This window comes from Pseudomonas sp. efr-133-TYG-5 (genome assembly GCF_030209175.1).
GTDB lineage: Bacteria > Pseudomonadota > Gammaproteobacteria > Pseudomonadales > Pseudomonadaceae > Aquipseudomonas.
Genome location: NZ_JARVSM010000004.1, coordinates 741,944 through 758,764 on the forward strand (window position 1 = coordinate 741,944; position 16,821 = coordinate 758,764).

15 protein-coding genes are annotated in these 16,821 nt (G+C 61.3%); 3 read left to right on the plus strand and 12 right to left on the minus strand.

Translation table 11 applies throughout. From position 1 onward, the window contains the following. Nucleotides 1-7: 7 nt before the first annotated feature. On the plus strand, nt 8-1,036 hold the full coding sequence (gene tsaD / locus QRN70_RS18200) for a tRNA (adenosine(37)-N6)-threonylcarbamoyltransferase complex transferase subunit TsaD (protein ID WP_285419316.1): 1,029 nt from the start codon (nt 8-10) through the stop codon (nt 1,034-1,036). 20 nt (nt 1,037-1,056) lie between these two features. On the opposite strand, the gene plsY is transcribed toward tsaD, so the two are convergent. Further along, complete coding sequence (plsY, locus tag QRN70_RS18205; RefSeq protein ID WP_285419317.1) at nt 1,057-1,626, minus strand: glycerol-3-phosphate 1-O-acyltransferase PlsY; 570 nt, start codon at nt 1,624-1,626, stop codon at nt 1,057-1,059. A 74-nt stretch (nt 1,627-1,700) separates the two neighbouring features. Between plsY and folB the strand changes: the two genes are divergently transcribed. Together folB and folK are read left to right on the plus strand one after the other, a co-directional pair. Next, complete coding sequence (gene folB / locus QRN70_RS18210; protein WP_056786656.1) at nt 1,701-2,057, plus strand: dihydroneopterin aldolase; 357 nt, start codon at nt 1,701-1,703, stop codon at nt 2,055-2,057. Continuing rightward, nucleotides 2,048-2,563, plus strand: a complete 516-nt coding sequence (folK, locus tag QRN70_RS18215; protein ID WP_285419318.1) for a 2-amino-4-hydroxy-6-hydroxymethyldihydropteridine diphosphokinase — start codon at nt 2,048-2,050, stop codon at nt 2,561-2,563. The genes folB and folK overlap by 10 nt, the downstream gene beginning before the upstream one ends. Before the next feature lie 91 nt (nt 2,564-2,654). On the opposite strand, the gene QRN70_RS18220 is transcribed toward folK, so the two are convergent. The 11 genes from QRN70_RS18220 to QRN70_RS18270 form a co-directional block, all read right to left on the minus strand. After that, a complete protein-coding gene (locus QRN70_RS18220) occupies nt 2,655-3,878 on the minus strand; it encodes a multifunctional CCA addition/repair protein (RefSeq protein WP_285419319.1) in 1,224 nt (407 codons plus the stop codon). A 63-nt stretch (nt 3,879-3,941) separates the two neighbouring features. Continuing rightward, the gene (locus QRN70_RS18225) at nt 3,942-5,504 is read right to left on the minus strand and encodes a SpoVR family protein (protein WP_285419320.1); all 1,563 of its coding nucleotides are present in this window, start codon (nt 5,502-5,504) and stop codon (nt 3,942-3,944) included. After that, nucleotides 5,501-6,772 carry a YeaH/YhbH family protein gene (locus QRN70_RS18230; RefSeq protein ID WP_285419321.1) on the minus strand — a complete coding sequence of 424 codons (1,272 nt, stop codon included), beginning with the start codon at nt 6,770-6,772 and terminating at the stop codon, nt 5,501-5,503. Before QRN70_RS18230 ends, QRN70_RS18225 begins: the two co-directional genes overlap by 4 nt. Nucleotides 6,773-6,891: 119 nt before the next feature. Then, a complete protein-coding gene (locus tag QRN70_RS18235; protein WP_003228848.1) occupies nt 6,892-8,814 on the minus strand; it encodes a PrkA family serine protein kinase in 1,923 nt (640 codons plus the stop codon). 294 nt (nt 8,815-9,108) lie between these two features. Next, entirely contained in the window at nt 9,109-9,438 is a 330-nt protein-coding gene (gene glpE / locus QRN70_RS18240; RefSeq protein WP_285419322.1) for a thiosulfate sulfurtransferase GlpE, read from the minus strand. A 33-nt stretch (nt 9,439-9,471) separates the two neighbouring features. Further along, nucleotides 9,472-10,353: a symmetrical bis(5'-nucleosyl)-tetraphosphatase gene (locus QRN70_RS18245; RefSeq protein WP_285419323.1), complete on the minus strand. Its 882-nt coding sequence runs from the start codon at nt 10,351-10,353 to the stop codon at nt 9,472-9,474. Next, nucleotides 10,353-10,733 carry a Co2+/Mg2+ efflux facilitator ApaG/CorD gene (apaG, locus tag QRN70_RS18250; RefSeq protein WP_285419324.1) on the minus strand — a complete coding sequence of 127 codons (381 nt, stop codon included), beginning with the start codon at nt 10,731-10,733 and terminating at the stop codon, nt 10,353-10,355. The genes QRN70_RS18245 and apaG overlap by 1 nt, the downstream gene beginning before the upstream one ends. Before the next feature lie 114 nt (nt 10,734-10,847). Then, nucleotides 10,848-11,666 carry a 16S rRNA (adenine(1518)-N(6)/adenine(1519)-N(6))-dimethyltransferase RsmA gene (rsmA, locus tag QRN70_RS18255; RefSeq protein WP_285419325.1) on the minus strand — a complete coding sequence of 273 codons (819 nt, stop codon included), beginning with the start codon at nt 11,664-11,666 and terminating at the stop codon, nt 10,848-10,850. Beyond that, the gene (gene pdxA / locus QRN70_RS18260) at nt 11,663-12,652 is read right to left on the minus strand and encodes a 4-hydroxythreonine-4-phosphate dehydrogenase PdxA (RefSeq protein ID WP_285419326.1); all 990 of its coding nucleotides are present in this window, start codon (nt 12,650-12,652) and stop codon (nt 11,663-11,665) included. The genes rsmA and pdxA overlap by 4 nt, the downstream gene beginning before the upstream one ends. Continuing rightward, entirely contained in the window at nt 12,649-13,965 is a 1,317-nt protein-coding gene (surA, locus tag QRN70_RS18265) for a peptidylprolyl isomerase SurA (RefSeq protein WP_285419327.1), read from the minus strand. The genes pdxA and surA overlap by 4 nt, the downstream gene beginning before the upstream one ends. Further along, complete coding sequence (locus QRN70_RS18270) at nt 13,946-16,768, minus strand: LPS-assembly protein LptD (protein ID WP_285419328.1); 2,823 nt, start codon at nt 16,766-16,768, stop codon at nt 13,946-13,948. Before QRN70_RS18270 ends, surA begins: the two co-directional genes overlap by 20 nt. Nucleotides 16,769-16,821: the final 53 nt, after the last annotated feature.

Genomic DNA, 16,821 nt, shown 5'->3' on the forward strand with positions numbered 1-16,821 from the left:
CAAACCCATGCTAGTACTGGGATTAGAAACGTCCTGCGACGAAACCGGCGTCGCATTATATGACAGCGAACGCGGTCTGCTGGCCGACGCGCTGTTCAGTCAGATCGACCTGCACCGCGTCTATGGCGGTGTGGTGCCGGAGCTGGCCTCGCGCGATCACGTCAAGCGCATGCTGCCCTTGATTCGTCAGGTGTTGGCCGAAGCCGACTGCGTGCCGACCGAGATCGACGCGATCGCCTACACCGCGGGTCCTGGCCTGGTCGGCGCGCTGCTGGTGGGGGCTTCCTGCGCCCAGGCGCTGGCGTTTGCCTGGGGCATTCCGGCGCTCGGCGTGCATCACATGGAAGGTCACTTGCTGGCGCCGATGCTCGAGCCAAAACCACCGGAGTTCCCGTTCGTCGCTTTGTTGGTTTCCGGCGGTCATACGCAACTGGTTCAGGTCGATGGCATCGGCCAATACAGCCTGCTCGGCGAGACCCTCGACGATGCGGCTGGCGAAGCGTTCGACAAGACCGCGAAAATGATGGGCCTGAATTACCCGGGCGGGCCGGAAATCGCCAAGTTGGCCGAGAAGGGCGTCGCCGGACGTTTTACCTTCCCGCGTCCGATGTGTGATCGTCCGGGGCTGGATTTCAGCTTCAGTGGCTTGAAAACCTTCGCCCTCAATACCTGGCAGCAGTGTGTCGGCGCCGGGGACGACGGCGAGCAAGCCCGTTGCGACATCGCGCTGGCGTTCCAGCAGGCCGTGGTAGAGACTTTGACCATCAAGTGCAAGCGTGCCCTCAAGCAGGCCGGCATGCAGCGCCTGGTGATCGCCGGTGGCGTCAGCGCCAACCGGGCCTTGCGCCTTTCCCTGGAGAAAATGCTCGGCGACATGAAAGGCGAGGTGTTTTACGCCCGCCCTGAGTTCTGCACCGACAACGGCGCGATGATCGCGTTCGCCGGTTGCCAGCGCTTGCAGGCCGGTCAACAGGAAAGTCTGGCGATCAGCGTGCAGGCGCGCTGGCCGATGGAGCAGCTGTCGGCGCTGGGCTGAGCGTTGCTCGGGCAGGTTATTTAAAAATGCCGTTCGCGCCCGGCAAACAGGTCGCGTAGATTGCCCCGGTGGCGCCAGACGATCAGTAGGGTCAGCGTGCTCATCGGCAACAGCGCGGCCGGCGCCTGCCAGGCCAGCAACGGCAGGGTCAGAGGCGTGGCGATCAGCGCGGCGAGCGAGCTGGTGCGGGTCAGGTAGAACGTCAGCAGCCAGGCACACACCGCCAGCAGTGCGGCAGGGGGATACAGCCCCAGCAGCATGCCGGCGGCCGTGGCGACGCCTTTGCCGCCGCGAAAGCGGAAGTATAGCGGGAACAGGTGGCCGATCACGGCGCAGACGCCGATCCACGCCTGATCCTGCAGCGACAGGCCCATTGCCGAAGCGATCAGCACCGGCAGCAGGCCTTTGCAAAGATCACCGAGCAGGGTCAGGACCGCCAGTTTGCGGCCGGCCAGGCGCAGCATGTTGGTGGCGCCGGCATTACCCGAGCCACTCATTCGCGGATCCGGGTTTCCGGTCAGGCGGCTGAGCAAAATGGCGAAGGACAGCGAGCCGAGCAGGTAGGCGAGGATCGCCAGTAACCAAAACATGCTAACTATTCCGGGCGAGGACGCCCTGATTCTAACGGCGCATTGCGCCCTTGTCGTGCAGCGGAGAGAAGTGCTTGGACAGAGTGTTTATCGAGGGCCTGGAAGTTGACACCGTGATCGGTGCCTACGACTGGGAGCGCGGCATCCGACAGTGCCTGCGCCTTGATCTGAGCTTCGCCTGGGACAATCGCCCGGCCGCCGCCGGTGACGATCTGACGCTGGCACTCGACTACGCCAGCGTTTCCACACGCATTCAGGCGTTTGCCGAGCAGGCGCAGTTCCAGCTGGTCGAGACTTTCGCCGAGCGCCTGGTCGAAGTGCTGATGACCGAATTCAAGATCACCTGGGTGCGCCTGAAGCTGACCAAGCCTGGCGCAGTCCCGGCCGCCAAGGGTGGCGTGGGTGTGGAGATCGAGCGCGGATGTCGCTGACTCAGGTCTACCTCGGGCTCGGTAGCAATATCGAGCGCGAACGCCATTTGCAGGCCGGTCTGGATGCCCTGGCCACGTTTCTGGTGGATATTCGCTGCTCGCCGGTGTTCGAGAGCCAGCCAGTGGGAATCAAGAGCGGGCCGTTCTTCAATTTCGTGGTATCGGCTTATACCGATCTGCCGTTGATGGAACTGGATCGCCGGTTGAAATTCATCGAGGCGGACAATGGCCGCTATGCCCCGGATCGCAAGGGCTTGCCGCTGGACATCGACGTGCTGCTGTACGGCGATCTGACAGGCAACTTCGACGGCTTGATCCTGCCGCGTGCGGAAATCCTGAAAAACGCCTTTGTGTTGTGGCCGCTGTCGCTGATTGCGCCGGATCGGGTGCATCCGGGTGTGGGAAAAAGCTTCGCAACGCTGTGGGCCGAAGCGCAGATCAATCAGGTCCTGGCGCCGGTGGCTTTCGAGTGGCGCGGCGAGCAATTGACCCCGCCGAGTCTTTGAAACAAACGATCACCGCCAGCGGCAGTTCCTGCAAAGAAAATCAGCGTTGCTTTGCAGGAGCGGTCGCCGGCGGCGCTCTTCTGATCTTGCCCTACTGGTTTTCCTTGTACGCCTTCAACGCCTTGAGCCGTTCACGCTTGAGCGCTTCGCCCAGTTCCGGGCCCTTGAAACCCTTCTCCAGCAACGGCTGCACCGCGACGCCGCGCGCCACACTGGCCGCGCCGCGCAGATAATCCGCCTGTGGATAACTGCGCTGTTCCAGGCCCTTGCGACCGCGAGCATCCATTTCGCAGGCAGCGATAAACTCCTCGAAGCGTTGCGGGCGGCGATACACGTCAAAACTCTGCAGCAACTCCAGCAGCGTCGAGGCCTTCAGCTCCAGGGCGCGGTGGCCGTGGGTGTGATACTGGCCGACGAGTAGCGCCAGTTCCTGGCAGTCCTTCGGGGCCTTGAAGCGTTCGTTGACTGCTTTGATCAGCTTCAGGCCTTTGTGTTCGTGGGCGATGTGGCGTGGCCATTCTTCTTCCGGGGTCAAACCCTTGCCCAAGTCATGCAGCAGGCAGGCCCAGCGCACCGTCAGCGGTTGTTTGTGCAGGGCGGACTGCTCAAGCACGCTGAGGGTGTGGACGCCGCTGTCGATTTCCGGGTGATGGATTTCCGGTTGTGGCACGCCGAACAGCGCGTCGACCTCCGGCATCAATTCCTTCAGTGCCCCGCAATCGCGCAGCACTTCAATAAACACCTGTGGCTGATCTTCCATCAGTGCGCGGGAAATTTCCTTCCAGCTGCGCTCGGCGGTCAACGCCTGCAATTCGCCGGATGCGCTGAGCTGGCGCATCAGTTCCAGGGTTGGCGGAGCGACGTGGAAACCGAGGCCAGCATAGCGTGCGGCAAAGCGCGCAACGCGCAGTACTCGCAGGGGATCTTCGGCGAAAGCCGGGGAAACGTGGCGCAGGATGCGAGCTTCAAGGTCGCGTTGGCCGTGATACGGATCGGTCAGATTGTGCTGATCGTCTTCGGCCATGGCGTTGATGGTCAGGTCGCGGCGGATCAGGTCTTCTTCGAGCGTGACTTCGGGGCTGGCATGAAAGGTGAATCCGCCATAACCCCGTCCACTTTTGCGTTCGGTGCGGGCGAGGGCGTATTCCTCGCCGGTTTTGGGGTGGAGGAACACCGGGAAATCTGCGCCGACCGGGCGAAATCCCTGGGCAAGCATCTCTTCGGTGGTCGCCCCGACCACTACCCAATCGATATCGGTGACCGGTAACCCCAGCAGGCGATCGCGTACCGCGCCGCCGACCTTATAAATCTGCATAAAAAACCTCCGTTGGCCCGACAGGATAACCCTTGTGCCGGACTTTCGGAGGCTGCAGCGGGATCAAAGATGAATGACGGCCAGGTCGAGCCGACCGTAATCACCCTCGGCGTGTTCACTGCGCGGAGGAACGTGATGGGTTTTCATGATCTGGTCGCCCTGCAGGGTTTCCAGGTGAATGTCGAAGCCCCACAAGCGATGCAGATGCTTGAGCACTTCCTCGGTGGAGTCGCCCAACGGTTTGCGGTCATGCTGCTGGTGGCGCAGGGTCAGCGAACGGTCGCCGCGACGGTCGATGCTGTAGATCTGCACGTTCGGCTCGCGGTTACCCAGGTTGTACTGCGCCGCCAGGGTTTCGCGGATGATCCGGTAGCCGCCCTCATCGTGGATGGCCGGTACCAGCAGGTCGTCCTTCTGGTCGTCATCGAGAATGCTGAACAGCTTGAGGTCGCGGATCACTTTCGGCGACAGGTATTGCAGGATGAAGCTCTCGTCCTTGAAGCTGCTCATGGCGAATTTGATGGTCGACAGCCAGTCGGAGCCGGCGATGTCCGGGAACCAGCGCCGATCTTCCTCGGTGGGTTCTTCGCACATGCGACGGATGTCGCGATACATGGCAAAACCCAGCGCATACGGGTTGATACCGTTGTAGTAGGGGCTGTCGAAACCGGGCTGGAACACCACGCTGGTGTGCGACGTGAGGAACTCCATCATGAACCCGTCGGTAACCAGGCCTTCGTCGTACAGGTCGTTCATCAGCGTGTAGTGCCAGAACGTCGCCCAGCCTTCGTTCATCACCTGGGTCTGGCGCTGTGGATAGAAATACTGGGCGATCTTGCGCACGATGCGCACGATCTCCCGCTGCCACGGTTCGAGCAACGGCGCATGCTTCTCGATGAAGTACAGGATGTTTTCCTGCGGCTCGGCCGGGAAGCGTGCGTTGTCCTTGTCGCTGTACTTGTCTGCGCCTTTGGGAATGGTGCGCCACAGGTCGTTGATCTGCTTCTGCAGGTGCTCTTCGCGGTCCTTCTGGCGCCGCCGCTCTTCCTCGGCGGAAATCGGATAGGGGCGCTTGTAACGGTCGACCCCGTAGTTCATCAGGGCATGGCAGGAGTCGAGCAGGTCTTCCACCGCATCGATGCCATGGCGCTCCTCGCATTGCATGATGTACTGCTTGGCGAACACCAGGTAATCGATGATCGAACTGGCGTCGGTCCAGGTGCGGAACAGGTAGTTGCCCTTGAAGAAGCTGTTATGGCCGTAGCACGCGTGCGCGACTACCAGCGCCTGCATGCAGATGGTGTTTTCCTCCATCAGGTAGGCGATGCACGGATCGGAGTTGATCACGATCTCGTAGGCCAGGCCCATCTGCCCGCGACTGTAGGATTTCTCCGTACTGAGGAAGTGTTTGCCGTAGGACCAGTGGTGGTAGCCCAGCGGCATGCCGACCGAGGCGTAGGCGTCCATCATCTGTTCGGCGGTGATCACTTCGATCTGGTTGGGATAAGTGTCCAGGGCATAGCGGGCCGCGATCCGGGCGATCTCGCGATCGTAGGTCTGGATCAGCTCGAATGTCCATTCGGAGCCGGTGGAAATGGGTTGGCGCTTCTGCTCTTTGGCGGTCATGTCACTAACCTGCGCTGGAAGAGTTCACGGAAGACCGGATAGATATCCCCGGCCGAGACCAGTTGCTGCTGGGCAAAAGTGTCAGAAAAGGCTTCGGCGATGCGTTCGTATTCGTACCACAGGGCCTGATGTTCGCGCGGGGTGATCTCCACGTAAGTGTAGTACTGCACGAAAGGCATGATCTGGTTGATCAGAATGTCGCGGCAGATCGGCGAGTCGTCGTTCCAGTTGTCGCCGTCGGAGGCCTGTGCGGCGTAGATGTTCCACTCGTTGCTCGGATAGCGCTCGGCCATGATCTCCTGCATCAGCTTCAGGGCGCTGGAGACGATGGTGCCGCCGGTTTCCCGCGAATAGAAAAACTCTTCCTCGTCGACTTCCCGGGCGCTGGTGTGATGGCGGATGAACACCACATCGATCTTGTCGTAATTGCGCTTGAGGAACAGGTACAACAGGATGAAGAAGCGCTTGGCGATGTCTTTGGTGGCCTGTGTCATCGAGCCGGACACGTCCATCAGGCAGAACATCACCGCCTTCGAACTGGGATTGGGCTGCTTGATCAGCAGGTTGTACTTGAGGTCGAAAGTGTCGAGGAACGGCACGCGATGGATGCGCGCGCTGAGTTTCTCGATTTCTGCCTCGAGTTCCTGGATATCGCCGAAGTTGTCCGGTTCTTCGCGCTTGATGCGCGCCAGTTCCTCTTTGACTTCGCGCAGTTTGGCGCGGCTGCTGCCGGACAGCGCGATGCGCCGCGCATGGGCCGAGCGCAGGGTGCGGATGATGTTGATCCGCGACGGATTGCCTTCGTTGCTGATCCCGGCACGGACGGTCTTGAACGTGTCGGTGCCGCTGAGGTTGCGCTTGACCAGGTTGGGCAGCTCGAGATCCTCGAACATGAATTCGAGGAATTCTTCCTGGGTGATCTGGAAGACGAATTCGTCCATGCCTTCGCCGGAATTGCCGGCCTTGCCCGGCCCGCGTCCGCCGCCGCCCCCCGGTGGCCGGGCGATGTGCTCGCCGGCGGTGAATTCCTTGTTGCCCGGGTGAACCACGGTCTGCTTGCCGCCGCGGCCATGGTGAAGCACCGGTTCGTCGATGTCGCGACCGGGAATACTGATCTGCTCGCCGTGCTCCATGTCGGTAATGGAGCGCCGGCTGACCGCCTCTTCGACAGCCTTCTTGATGTGGTCACGGTAACGCCGCAGGAAACGCTGGCGGTTCACCGTGCTCTTGTTCTTGCCATTCAGGCGTCGGTCGATCACATAGCTCATAGACCCCTCCGGGGAGCTTCAAGTCATAAGCTGCAAGCTGCAAGAGAAAGCTCGCGCCGTTCCCGAGACCGGTCTTTGCTGTTCTCTTGCAGCCTGTCGCCAGAAGCTTGCAGCTGCTTTTACTGCGATTTGCGGACCCGTAGGTACCATTCGGAAAGTAGCCGTACCTGTTTGTCGGTGTAGCCGCGTTCGACCATGCGTGTGACGAAGTCGTTGTGTTTCTGCTGATCCTCTTTGCTGGCCTTGGCATTGAAGCTGATGACTGGCAGCAGGTCTTCGGTGTTCGAGAACATTTTCTTCTCGATGACCACTCGCAGTTTTTCGTAGCTGAGCCAGGTCGGGTTCTTGCCGTTGTTGTTGGCCCGGGCGCGCAGCACGAAGTTGACGATTTCGTTGCGGAAATCCTTCGGATTGCTGATGCCGGCCGGTTTCTCGATTTTCTCCAGTTCCTCGTTGAGGGCCACGCGGTTGAGGATTTCGCCGGTTTCCGGATCGCGGTATTCCTGATCCTGAATCCAGAAGTCGGCGTAGAGCACGTAGCGATCGAAGATGTTCTGCCCGTACTCGCTGTAGGACTCGAGATAGGCGGTCTGGATCTCCTTGCCGATGAACTCGATATAACGCGGTGCCAGGTATTCCTTCAGGTAGCGCAGGTAGCGCTCACGGGTTTCGGCCTGGAACTGTTCCTGTTCGATCTGCTGTTCCAGCACATACAGCAGGTGCACCGGGTTGGCAGCGATTTCGTGCGGATCGAAGTTGAACACCTTGGACAGGATCTTGAACGCGAAGCGGGTCGAGAGGCCGTTCATGCCCTCGTCGACGCCGGCCGAGTCGCGGTATTCCTGAATCGACTTGGCCTTCGGATCGGTGTCCTTGAGGTTTTCCCCGTCGTACACGCGCATTTTCGAATAGATGTTGGAGTTTTCCGGCTCCTTGAGCCGCGACAGCACAGTGAATTGCGCCAGCATCTTCAGGGTGTCCGGGGCGCAATGGGCCTTGGCCAGCGAACTGTTGAACAGCAGCTTGTCGTAGATCTTCACTTCGTCGCTGACCCGCAGGCAGTACGGCACTTTGACGATGTAGATCCGGTCGATGAAGGCTTCGTTGTTCTTGTTGTTGCGGAAGGTGTGCCACTCCGATTCGTTGGAGTGCGCCAGCAGGATCCCGGTGAACGGAATCGCGCCCAGGCCTTCGGTACTGTTGTAGTTGCCTTCCTGGGTGGCGGTCAGCAGTGGGTGCAGCACCTTGATCGGTGCCTTGAACATTTCGACGAATTCCATCAGGCCCTGGTTGGCCCGGCACAGCGCACCGGAGTAGCTGTAGGCGTCGGCGTCGTTCTGTGGGTATTCCTCCAGCTTGCGGATGTCGACCTTGCCGACCAGCGCCGAGATGTCCTGGTTGTTCTCGTCACCCGGTTCGGTCTTGGCCACGGCGATCTGGTTGAGGATCGACGGGTACAGCTTGACCACGCGGAACTGGCTGATGTCGCCGCCGAATTCGGCCAGGCGCTTGGTCGCCCACGGCGACATGATGGTGTTGAGGTAGCGCCGTGGAATGCCGAAGTCTTCCTCGAGGATCGCGCCATCTTCGGTGGCGTTGAACAGACCCAGGGGCGACTCGAACACCGGCGAACCCTTGATGGCGTAGAAGGGCACCTTTTCCATCAGTTGTTTGAGCTTCTCGGCCAGCGACGATTTACCGCCACCGACGGGGCCGAGCAGGTAGAGGATCTGTTTCTTCTCTTCCAGGCCTTGGGCGGCATGGCGGAAATACGAAACGATCTGGTCGATGCATTCTTCCATCCCGTGGAAGTCTTCAAAGGCCGGATAGCGGCGGATCACCTTGTTGGAGAAGATGCGCGACAGCCTCGAGTTGGTCGAGGTGTCGAGCAGTTCCGGTTCGCCGATGGCCATTAACAGACGCTCGGCGGCGGAAACGTAGGCGCTTCGGTCTTTCTTGCACAGCTCCAGGTACTCTTGCAGCGAGAGTTCTTCCTGGCGTGTGGACTCGAAACGTTGTTGGAAGTGGCTAAAGATACTCATGACGTCACCTCGCTCGATACGTGGAGCCGACGCCGGATCACTCAGTCGATGCTGGCAAGCAGCCGCCGTGGCCGCTTGTTTACCCCCCAGAACACTTTCGCGGTCGACAACCTTGAAAGTCACTCCCGATGACCCGTGCGCCGGTGTACCGGCTCTCCCCTGTTTTGGATGGCCTGGGCTTAAGGATAGTTGGGAATTCGGCAGGTAAAGGCGAGATACGTAATTAGTTGTGGCAGACCGTTCGTCTGCCCCGCGCAGGCCCGCGGGAGCCGGGGCTTGCGCGCTGCAAAAAAATTATTCGGAAGTGCCTTGCGCAGTTTCCGCAGGAAAAGTCGTACGCCACAGCTCGAAGCCGCCGTCCATGCTGTAGACGTCGGAGAAGCCCTGGCTGATCAGGTAGGCGGCTGCACTCTGGCTGGAGTTGCCGTGATAGCAGACCACCACCAGCGGCGCGTCGAGATCGGCGTTGCGGATGAAGTCGGCAATGGAGTGGTTGTCCACATGCCGGGAGCCGGCGATGTGCAGCGCGGCGTAGGTTTGCGGGTCACGGATGTCGACTACCACGGCGCCTTGCTCGCGCAGGGCCTGGGCCTGTTCCGGGGGAATACGTTTGAATTCGCTCATGGCGGGCTCCTGTGGCTCGGCTGAAAGCGCAGTCTAGCGCGGGGCGCTGGCTGACGATGGTTCGGAAATAACAGGGGCGACGGGTGGTAGCAGACCGCCATGCTCGTCGCATTTGCAGGACAGTCGCTCGCCACTGTCGACGTTCATCAGGGTCAGGCTGCCACCCCACACGCAACCGGTGTCGAGGGCGCAGATGCCCGGCTCGCGGACATCACCGACCAGCGCCGCCCAGTGGCCGAAAATGATCCGCAGGCCACGGGTCTTGCGTTCCTTGTGCAGGAACCAGGGCTTGTAGCCCGGCGGGGCGCTGTCGAGGCCTTCCTTGCTCTTTAGGTCGAGCTTGCCCTCGGCGGTGCAGAAGCGCATGCGGGTGAAATAGTTGGTGATCACCCGCAGGCGGGTGACGCCTTTGAGTTCACTGTCCCACTTCGCCGGCTCGTTGCCATACATGCCATCGAGGAAGGCCGGGAACAGATTGTCGTCGCGCAGGGCGTTTTCGACTTCCTCGGCGCACTTCAGCGCCTTGCGCAGCGACCACTGCGGTGGAATGCCCGCGTGCACCATGGCCACTTCGCGGCGCTCGTCGTAGTGCATCAGCTTCTGCTGACGCAGCCATTGCATCAGCTCGGCACAGTCCGGTGCGTCGAGGATTTCCCGCAGGGTATCGGACTTTTTCAGACGCTCGATGTTCTTCGCGGCCGCCAGCAGGTGCAGGTCGTGATTGCCGAGCACGCACACCAGCGACTCGCGCATGCCATACAGGAAACGCAGGGTTTCCAGCGATTGCGGGCCACGATTGACCAGATCGCCGACCAGCCACAGGCGGTCCAGCGCCGGATCGAACGCGACCTGTTCGAGCAGGCACTTGAGCGGTTCGAGGCAGCCCTGCAGGTCGCCGACGGCGTACGTCGCCATCAGTGCAGGGCTCCGGGGACGGCGAGGCGGAAGGGTTTGATGATCGCGTCGAAATGCTTGCCGTCGGCGGCGACCATTTCATAGCTGCCTTGCATGGTGCCGACCTTGGTGGTCATCACCGTGCCGCTGCTGTAGGTATGGCTTTTGCCGGCAGCGATCAGCGGTTGCTGGCCGACGACGCCGGCGCCGCGCACTTCCTCGACATGCCCGTCACCGTCGGTGATGACCCAGTGCCGCGACATCAGGCGGGCAGGCTGCTCGCCATTGTTCTGCACGGTGATGGTGTAGGCGAAGGCAAAACGCTCGTGCTCGGGTTGCGATTGGTCTGCCAGATAGTGGGTAACGACACTGACGTCGACCTGGTAACGAGAATCGGACATGCAAGAGGCCTTAAAAACGAAGCGGGACGCGGGGCGTAGCTGACAGGATTCAGTCTAGGCAAGTATCGGGCAGTAGACCAGAGTGGCGTCCCGCCCGATAGCGCTCATTGCCGCTCAGTCGGCGTCAGGCTTTTGCGCTGGCTGTTCGGCGAGCTGGTCGGCCAGGCGCACGAACGCGGCCAGGTCCAGCTGCTCCGGGCGCAGGCTGCCATCGACGCCGGCGGCTTCGATCTCGGCATTGCTGAGCAATTGCTTGAGGGTGTTGCGCAGGGTTTTGCGGCGCTGGTTGAAGGCTTCGCGGACAACGCGTTCGAGCAGGCGATGATCCTTGGCCGGGTGCGGCAGCACGGCGTGAGGCACCAGGCGCACGATGGCCGAGTCGACCTTCGGCGGCGGATTGAACGCACCCGGGCCGACGTTGAACAGATGCTCCACCCGGCAATGGTACTGGACCATGATCGACAGCCGGCCCCAGTCACCGCCACCCGGGCCTGCGGCCAGGCGCTCGACGACTTCCTTCTGCAGCATGAAGTGCATGTCGCGGATGATCGCGGCGTTGTTCAGCAGGTGGAAGATCAGCGGCGTGGAGATGTTGTACGGCAGGTTGCCGACCACGCGCAGGCTGCTCGGTGCGGCGTTCAGCGTGTTGAAGTCGAACTTCAGCGCATCGCCCTGATGCAGGTTGAAGTTGTTCTTGCCGGCGAACTGCTGGTTGAGGATCGGGATCAGGTCCTTGTCCAGTTCCACCACGTCCAGTTGGGCGCCGGAGCTGAGCAGGCCAGCCGTCAGTGCGCCCTGTCCGGGGCCGATTTCCAGCATGCGGTCGTCAGGTTTGGCGCTGATGGAGCGCAGGATGCGGTCGATGACGCCGGCATCGTGCAGGAAGTTCTGGCCAAAGCGCTTGCGCGCCTTGTGTTGGTATTGCTCGGTCATAAACGGGTCTCGGCCATCTGGTAGGCGGTTTCCAGGGCGACTTGCAGGCTGCCGGTGTCGATCTTGCCGCTGCCGGCCAGGTCCAGGGCGGTACCGTGGTCGACCGAGGTGCGGATGATCGGCAGGCCGAGGGTCACATTGACCGCCGCGCCAAAGCCTTTGTACTTCAGCACAGGCAAGCCCTGGTCGTGGTACATCGCCAGCACTGCGTCGCAGTGCTCCAGATATTTGGGGGTAAACAGAGTGTCGGCGGGCAGCGGGCCACGGAGGTCCATGCCCTCGCTGCGCAGGCGCTCTAATGTCGGTTCGATGATGTCGATTTCTTCATGGCCCAGGTGGCCGCCTTCACCGGCGTGCGGGTTGAGCCCGCAAACCAGGATGCGCGGCCGGGCGATGCCGAATTTGTCTTGCAGGTCGGCGTGCAGGATTCGCGTGACTCGCTCCAGTCGCTGCGGGGTGATCGCATCGGCGATCTCGCGCAGCGGCAGGTGGGTGGTGACCAGCGCCACCCGCAAGCCGCGGGTGGCGAGCATCATCACCACCTGGGCGGTGTGGGTCAGGTCAGCGAGAAATTCCGTGTGTCCGGAAAAGGCGATGCCCGACTCGTTGATCACGCCCTTGTGCACCGGAGCGGTGATCATCCCGGCGAAATCGCCGTTCAGGCAGCCATTGCCGGCGCGGGTCAGGGTTTCCAGGACGAACGCGGCGTTGGCCTTGTCCAGTTGCCCGGCCACCACCGGCGCGCTGAGCGGAGTATCCCAGACGTAGAGGCTATTGGCGGGTGCCGGAGCATCCGGCCAGTGGTCGGGGCCGACCGGCAGCAGACTGACCGCCAGCCCCAGTTGCGCGGCCCGCTCGGAGAGCAGGTCGCGGCTGGTGATGGCGATCAGGGGATGTGGCTGGGCTTGCGAGGCGAGCAGCAGGCACAGGTCGGGACCGATGCCGGCTGGTTCGCCGGGTGTCAGCGCGAAACGCTTGGGTTTCACTGCGCTGCCTGGTCTGCGCCAGGGAGTTTGATTTCTACGTACGCTTCGTCACGGATCTGACGCAGCCAGGTTTGCAGCTCTTCGTCGTACTTCTTGTTGCGCAGTACGGTCATGGCCTGCTGTTCACGGGCCTGTTCGGTGCTGTCGGTGGCGCGGCGGCCGAGGACTTCCAGTACGTGCCAGCCGTATTGGGTCTGGAACGGCTTGGACAGCTTGCCTTGCGGGGTGTCGGCCATCACTGCACGGAATTCCGGCACCAGGGCGTTCGGATCGATCCAGTTCAGGTCGCCGCCGTTCAGCGCCGAGCCCGGGTCTTCGGAGTAGTTCTTCGCTAGGGTGGCGAAATCTTCACCGGCCTCGATGCGGTCGTACAGCGACTGGACCAGGGCCTTGGTCTTGGCTTCGTCACGGATCGGACTTGGCTTGACCAGGATGTGGCGCACATGCACCTCGTCACGGGTCTGGCTCTCGCCGCCGCGCTTGGCCAGCAGCTTGAGAATGATGAAACCACCCGGCGTACGTGCAGGCTGAGTGATATCGCCTACCGCCATCGTGCTCAGCTCGCGGTCGAACGGTGGTGGCAGTTGCGCGGCTTTGCGCCAGCCCATGTCGCCACCTTCCAGAGCGTTGTCGCTGGCCGACTTGGCCACGGCCATCTGACCGAAGTCAGCGCCTTGCTTGAGCTGCTGGTACACCGCCATCGCCTGGCGCGCGGCGCTCTGAATCGCTTCAGAGTTGGCGCTCTCCGGGGTCGGGATCAGGATGTTGGCCAGGTGCAGTTCCTCGGACAGCTGCATTTTGCCCATGTCGGAGGCAAGGAAGTTCTTCACTTCCTGCTCGGACACCTGGATACGTTCAGCCACGCGACGCTGGCGCACACGGCTGATGACCATTTCGCGACGGATCTGCTCGCGGGCATCGTCATAGGACAGACCGTCGTGAGCCAGAGCGGCGCGGAACTGGTCCACGGTCATGTTGTTGCGCTGGGCAATGGTGCCGACAGCCTGGTTCAGTTCTTCATCGGTGATGCGGATGCCGGAACGTTCGCCGATCTGCAGTTGCAGGTTTTCGACGATCAGGCGCTCGAGCACCTGTTGTTCGAGGACGCCCGGCGGCGGTGTACCGCCGCCGCGCTTGGCGATGGTCTGCTGGACTTCGTGGACACGCTGGTCCAGTTGGCTCTGCATGACCACGTCGTTGTCGACGATCGCTACCACTTTATCGATGGACTGTACTGCGGCGCTGGCCGCAGTACCCAGGAACAGCGCGCCCAGCATCAGCGGGCGCAGACAATCAGAAAGCTTGGTCTTCACGTTGACGATAACCTTGGATGCCTTTGTCGAGGAAGCTCTCGGTTTTGGCGCCGGTGAGGCCGCCGAGTCCCTTCAGAACAATTTGGAGGAAGACGCCGTGGTCGCCTTTTTCGTTTTGCGGAGCTTCCTGACTGAATTCGTCGTAGGAAACCCAGTAACGGTTGATCAGGCGCATTTTCCAGCAGCAGTTGTCGTACTCGAAACCACCGAAGGCTTCCAGCGTGCGATTGCGGTTGTAGTCGTACTGCCAGCGGCTGATTGCGCTCCATTGTGGAACGATCGGCCAGATGACCGAGAAATCATGCTGCTGGATCTTGTAGTAGTCCTTCACGTAGCCAGGCTGGCCCGGGGTGCCGTAATCGCCACCGCCGACAGTCCATTTACCGGTGTTCTGGTCGTAACGAACCTGGTCGTTGCGATAGCGATAGCCGGCGTTGATGACTTTGTTCGGGTTGTCTTCAGGCTGGTAATGGAACATCGCGCTGCCGGAACGCGGGCTGCGGCTGTCCGGGTCCCAGTTGTAATCGGCAGTGGTGCGCCAGTCGCGGTTCCAGCGGTATTCGTATTCCAGCGCGTAAGGCGACACATTGGCATGTGCGTCGTCACGGGTTTTGGCATCGATACCTGGCAGTTGTACTTCACGATCCTTGAAGTACAGCGCCTGGCCGACACTGATGCGCTGACGTTCGAAACCGTCGTCCTCGATCCAGCGGTTGGTCACGCCCAGCGACAGTTTGTTCTCGTCGCCGACACGGTCGGAACCGGTGAAGCGGTTGTCACGGAACAGCGAGGAGTAGTTGAACGTGGTTTCACTTGTATCGAACACTGGAATGTCCGACTGGTCCTTCTCCGGTACATAGAGGTAGAACAGGCGCGGTTCCAGGGTCTGGGTATAGCCTTTGCCGAACCAGGATGTCTTGCGGTCGAAGTACAGGCCGCTGTCGATGCTGGCGATCGGGATGGCACGGCTCTGGTTGGTGCCAAAGGTACCCAGCAGCTTGTCGGCGTCAGGACCCTGCGTCGCGATCTGGCTCTTGCCTCTGCTATCCAGATCCAGTTGGTACTGGGTGTATTGATACTTGAGCGATGGCTTGATGAAGCCATAGGTCCAGTTCAGCGGCAGGCTGACGGTTGGCGCAAGATTCAGACGATCACCGGTGGCGCGCGCCAGGCCGAAGACGTTGGTGTCCAGGCGTGGAGTGCCGACAGTGCCGTCGGCGTTGAATGGCCCGCCATCCTCATCGGTATAGTTGCCGGTTTTCAGGTCTCGATCGAAACGAACCAACTCGGTTTCGTAGTCGAAGTTCAAGCCTTGCGGGTGATACGGCAACTGACCATTGAGGGTGAGCTGCGGCAGGCGATCGTACGGCGTGATGTTTGAAACTGTAGCCAGTTGATAAGCCTGGGCGTTCAAGCGCGCGACATAGCTGTCACCGCGATAGGAGATCGAGCCCTGCTGGTTGACGAAGTCGGCGGACTTCACCCCGATCTGGTCGGTCTGCAGATCCTGGAAGTAGTACGGATCGCTGATCTTGGTGTAGTCGACCTGCGTAAGCACGCGGGAATCCAGGCCACCCGTGTGTTGCCAGTTGTACATGTAACGGGTTTTCTTGGAGTCGGTCTGCTTGTCGCGCTCGTCGCTCTCGTCGTTCAGGTACGCGGCACCGAACTGGCCTTCGCTGGACTTGGTCAGGTAGCGGAATTCGCCTTCCATCAGCAAGCCATGCTTTTCCATGTAGCGCGGGTACAACGTGGCATCGTAGTTCGGTGCCAGGTTGAAGTAGTACGGTGTGACCAGCATGAAGCCGGTGTCGCTGCCGGTGCCGATGGTCGGCGGCAGGAAGCCCGACTGACGACGATCGTCGATCGGGAAGTAGATGTACGGGGTGTACAGGATCGGAATGTCCTTGACCCGCAGCGTCACGTTGGTCGCGGTACCGAAGCCGGTGGCAGGGTTCAGGGTGATGTTGTTGCCCTTGAGCTGCCAGGCGTTGCTGTTCGGTTCGCACGTGGTGTACGTGCCGTCCTTCAAGCGGATGATCGCGTTTTCGGCGCGCTTGGCGTACAGCGCGTTACCGCGGATGCGCGACTTGTGCATCACGTATTCGGCGTTGTCGACCTTGGCCTCGCCGGTGTCGAGCTGGACGTCGGCGTGGTCGCCAACGAGCAGCGCGCCGTTGTCGCGGATGCGCACGTTGCCGGCCAGTTCGCCACGGTTCTCGGCCTGGTACAGGTTGGCCTCGTCGGCTTCGACCTGCATGCTGCCCTGACGCATGACCACGTCACCGGCCAGGCTCGCGACCTGCGAATCCTGCTGGTAACGCGATGCCTTGGCGCCGATGAAGGTCGGAGCGTCACTTTTATTCGTCTTGTCATTCATGCCAGGACGAATCGGTTCGATATAGGAACCAGAGCAGTAAGGACCGGTCTCGGCCAGTTGGGCGGCGGTGAGCTTCTCGCGCGGAACCCAGTCGAGGTGACTGTAGTCTTCGCTACGGGACTTCAGGCCACGGCCCTTGGACTCGGTGACGAGCACAGGCTTGGGCGCCGTGTCGGCCGTCGAGCCGTTCTCGGCCGGGGCCTCGCCAGCGGCGCTGACGGCACTGCCGTCATGCACCGGACGCGGTGGCAATGCAGCCGCCGGCGTCTTGGGCGCACAGGCCCAGCCGCCCGTAGGCGAGACGGCGCAGTCATACTGCTCGGCTGCGACAACGAATGAACTGGCCAGAGGTTGCATAGCCAGCAGACTGCCGGTTACCAACAACGGAAATTTTTTACGAAACGCGGGGGATTTCAATGCCATCTTATTAGTCCGGGCTTCCTGCGTGCCATCTGCCCGCGGTGTGGGCCGCACGC

Bases quoted from the DNA above. Each gene is read 5' to 3' on its own strand.
- tsaD (WP_285419316.1), top strand. From the start codon at position 8: ATGCTAGTACTGGGATTAGAAACGTCCTGCGACGAAACCGGCGTCGCA.
- plsY (WP_285419317.1), bottom strand. From the start codon at position 1,626: ATGTTTTGGTTACTGGCGATCCTCGCCTACCTGCTCGGCTCGCTGTCC.
- folK (WP_285419318.1), top strand. From the start codon at position 2,048: ATGTCGCTGACTCAGGTCTACCTCGGGCTCGGTAGCAATATCGAGCGC.
- QRN70_RS18220 (WP_285419319.1), bottom strand. From the start codon at position 3,878: ATGCAGATTTATAAGGTCGGCGGCGCGGTACGCGATCGCCTGCTGGGG.
- QRN70_RS18225 (WP_285419320.1), bottom strand. From the start codon at position 5,504: ATGACCGCCAAAGAGCAGAAGCGCCAACCCATTTCCACCGGCTCCGAA.
- QRN70_RS18230 (WP_285419321.1), bottom strand. From the start codon at position 6,772: ATGAGCTATGTGATCGACCGACGCCTGAATGGCAAGAACAAGAGCACG.
- QRN70_RS18235 (WP_003228848.1), bottom strand. From the start codon at position 8,814: ATGAGTATCTTTAGCCACTTCCAACAACGTTTCGAGTCCACACGCCAG.
- glpE (WP_285419322.1), bottom strand. From the start codon at position 9,438: ATGAGCGAATTCAAACGTATTCCCCCGGAACAGGCCCAGGCCCTGCGC.
- QRN70_RS18245 (WP_285419323.1), bottom strand. From the start codon at position 10,353: ATGGCGACGTACGCCGTCGGCGACCTGCAGGGCTGCCTCGAACCGCTC.
- apaG (WP_285419324.1), bottom strand. From the start codon at position 10,733: ATGTCCGATTCTCGTTACCAGGTCGACGTCAGTGTCGTTACCCACTAT.
- rsmA (WP_285419325.1), bottom strand. From the start codon at position 11,666: ATGACCGAGCAATACCAACACAAGGCGCGCAAGCGCTTTGGCCAGAAC.
- QRN70_RS18270 (WP_285419328.1), bottom strand. From the start codon at position 16,768: ATGGCATTGAAATCCCCCGCGTTTCGTAAAAAATTTCCGTTGTTGGTA.